The following is a 3,674-nucleotide window of genomic DNA, read 5'->3' as shown; positions in this document are numbered from 1 at the left end:
TTTCCGTTTAAGCAACTTGTTATGCGCTGGTTGTGATGACCACAAACAGCGCAATTTATATTAGGTTTAATGGCAGCTCTTCGGTAGAGTTAAAAAACTCACACTCAGCTTTTACCACCAAACCACGAATTTTGAGCCACTTAATTTACGTGGCGTTTATCACCAAAACCTTTTGGCGAAAAACTGTTTAGCCAAAAGCTGAAACAGAATATTTGGCACTTAAGTTACCAAGACAAAGGAAAGGCAACAAGCGCAATAACCTTTGTAAAACACCAGCCGTGAAAAATAAATTTCATTGACTTAAGGCTGACGCATAACGCTAAATTAACGGGCAAAAAGCAGTTGGCTAAAATAAACGAGGCACGAGTAAAAAAGCCAACTGTTTTTTGTCCCTGTTTAATTACCTTGTTATTTGATGGTTAAGGCAAAGCGCTTAACATCACCAAACACACGAATGGTTGGGGCAGCCCAACCGTAGAACTAAAAAATGCTCCGCCGCTACTGCGCAACACTATAATTGTTGAGCCAAACACAAAAACTAATTGAGCAACGCTACTTAATAAACGTTGTTAAGCAAAACTATTTTGCGAGAAAACCTAAGCGAACTTGGGCGAAAACAACTCAAGCAGCGAGTACAAAAATTAGCTAAAAACACTGCCCTTACAAAAATAAAATGTCTTGAATTAGCGAAGGCAAATAACGCCCTGTTAACAGGCAAAAAATAGTTGGTTAAAATTAGCGACGAAGGAGCAAAACCAACTGTTTTTTGTCCTTGTTTAACAGCTTGTTAGGCTATTTATTACATGTTCCACGCAATTTTTCAAGTTTCAATGAGCCTGCCCAAATTAAAAGCATTGACAATAACCAGAAATAAAACCCTATACCCATTGAGTGTATATTTTTGCTTCCTCCTGCTGCATTAGTTCCTATTTTTGTTAATGCCATTGATGAAAGAGCAAATAGGAGTGTAAGGAAGATAAAGCCTATAGCTTTATCATAACGGCCTTTAATAAAAAGAATTAAAGATATAAGGCCTAGAGGATTTGCTAACCATGCGGCTGAAAAACCAGCTAATCCCCACCAACCTACGATTAAGAGCATGAAACCTGAGTTAATTGACTCGTGGTCAGAAAATTTAAACCAAGGCTCATCCGGAGTAAATCTAAACGCAGGCAAAGTCAGTGAGAATAAAAAAGAAAGTATAATACCAATTATAAAATAAGATTTAATATTGGAAAATTTATTGTGATCATCCATGAAATAGCCTAACGCTAAATTAACGGGCAAAAAACAGTTGGCTAAAATAAACGAGGCACGAGTAAAAAAGCCAACTGTTTTTTGTCCCTGTTTAATTACCTTGTTATTTGATGGTTAAGGCAAAGCGCTTAACACCACCAAACACACGAATGGTTGAGGCAGCCCAACCGTAGAACTAAAAAATGCTCCGCCGCTACTGCGCAACACTATAATTGTTGAGCCAAACACAAAAACTAATTGAGCAACGCTACTTAATAAACGTTGTTAAGAAAAACTATTTTGCGAGAAAACCTAAGCAAACTTGGGCGAAAACAACTCAAGCAGCGAGTACAAAAATTAGCTAAAAACACTGCCCTTACAAAAATAAAATGTCTTGAATTAGCGAAGGCAAATAACGCCTAATTAACAGGCAAAAAATTGTTGGCTAAAATAAGTGAACGTAGTGAACAAAAAGCCAACTGTTTTTTGTCCTTGTTTAATTTCTTGTTAGGTGTTTTTACACTTATGAATTAGTAGGTTAACACAAATACCAGCTAAACCAAATAGTGCAGAAAGAGGCCAATAAACCATCCATTGGATAGGTAGGCCAGAAGGATCCTGCGGCAATAACCATAAACTAGCAACAATAATTAAGGAAAATGAAACCCCTAAAAAGGCAGAATGAATAATATGACTTGATGCTTTTAATAGCCGTGTGATAAATGCCACTAAGAAAAATGGCGCACCGTAAAATAAAACACTAAAGCCAAACAGGTAAATTAAATTTGCTTGATTATGCTTACCAGTAATAAATACATAGCTACACACTAATAAGCTAAAAATGATTGGAATTGATAAATACCTTGCAACATTCACGATACTAGAGAAACACCTAACGCTAAGCTAAGCGGAAAAATACAGTTTGGCTAAAATAGTGAGCGAAGCGAACAAAAGCCAACTGTAATTTTTCCGTTTAAGCGCCTTGTTATGTATTGGTTAAAGTAACCACCAAACATAACGCAATAAAAAAGGTTAATAAGCAGCAAGAGAAATGACAACTCCCCACCGCCTTACTAACCACCAAAATGCTAATTTGAGCTAACTTACCAAAGTTAATTTATTCACTAAACCTGTTTAGCGAAAACCCAAAGCAACACGTAAAAATTAATTTAAACCACCGAACTTATAAAAGAAATACCTTTAAAAAGAAGGCGGTACATAACGCCATTTTAAGCGGCTAGAAACAGTTAGGCTAAAATGCGCGAAGCGCGAGCCAACTGTTAATAGTCCGGCTTGAAAATACTTGTTAGGTGTTTTTGAACAACAATTAATAATTTTATAAAACAAAATAACACTAAAATCGAAGAAAAAATACCTACTGCCATACCCACTGAATAGGCATAGCTAAAACTGAACCATTCTGAGAAATAACTACCACCAATTATTGCGAATGTCGTAAACGGCAATGATATTATTAGTCCGAGAAAACTTATGACGGGAATATCAAAAGTTGAAGCTAAGGGTAAAATACATGAATAAATTGCAGCATAAATTAAATATTTCCTTTTAAACATCTGACAAATCCTTTTTAACACTGACACCTAACGCCCAACTAAGGGGCTGATAATTGTTGGCTAAAATGTGAAACGAAGTGGAACTGAGCCAACTGTTAGCAGTCCCGCTTTAGTTACTTGTTAGGGTTACATTACTACCAAGCTTTTTAACAAGGCATAAATATAACAATAAAATTAAACTTAACACATTAACAATTAAAGAAAAATTTAGTAAATAGGTTGTTTTAATTTTTAATAGCTGTTGAATGAGAAGGTGAAAATTGGTTGATAGCAAGATATTTAGATAGAAGAAGCTAACCAACATACGATTTAACTTTATGCTTTGTAATCTGGTAATGATGAAAGGTGATATTGCAGCTACAAATACCAAATCAATAAGCACACTAAAAATCAGATAATTTATACTTTCGTCAAAATCGGAATATTGGGTAAAGAAATACTTAAACGTTGCGAATAAAACGAAGCTTACAAATAACCTAATTGAAAACTGAATCCGATCCATAGATTGCATATTCCGACAGTAACCCTAACGCCCCAATAAGGGGCTGATAAATGCATGGCTACACTGTGTAGCGAAGCGAAACCGAGCCATGCTTTAGCAGTCCCGCTTTATTGACTTGTTATGTGTTTTTTTAAATTGCAAACACCAATATGAACAACAAGTTAACACGAACGTGAGTTAAACAAAAGAATCAACATACGCCCACCGCCACTACTGTACAAACGTTAAATTGACCTTTGAAAAAAGCTGAATAAAATTAAAAGCCAATACAGTTACAACACCAAAGAATTGAAGCAAATGCTGAAATTAAAGTGATGCAATTACCGACTAGAAAAACAATTGTTAGGAATTAGTGGCGGCAC

Annotated in this window: 2 protein-coding genes; both read right to left on the bottom strand. The window is 35.6% G+C overall.

All coding sequences use genetic code 11. From position 1 onward, the window contains the following. Positions 1 to 792: 792 nt before the first annotated feature. Positions 793 to 1,257, bottom strand: a complete 465-nt coding sequence (locus tag AC27IF_RS20200; protein ID WP_487056156.1) for a hypothetical protein — start codon at positions 1,255 to 1,257, stop codon at positions 793 to 795. Between the two features lie 486 nt (positions 1,258 to 1,743). Continuing rightward, entirely contained in the window at positions 1,744 to 2,112 is a 369-nt protein-coding gene (locus tag AC27IF_RS20195; protein WP_487056155.1) for a hypothetical protein, read from the bottom strand. Between the last annotated feature and the right edge of the window lie 1,562 nt (positions 2,113 to 3,674).

Source organism: Colwellia sp. KS18-150 (assembly GCF_057551365.1).
This window is presented reverse-complemented; position numbering and strand designations above follow the sequence as displayed.

Coding starts and splice junctions, on each gene's coding strand:
- AC27IF_RS20200 (WP_487056156.1), bottom strand. CDS start 1,257: ATGGATGATCACAATAAATTTTCCAATATTAAATCTTATTTTATAATT.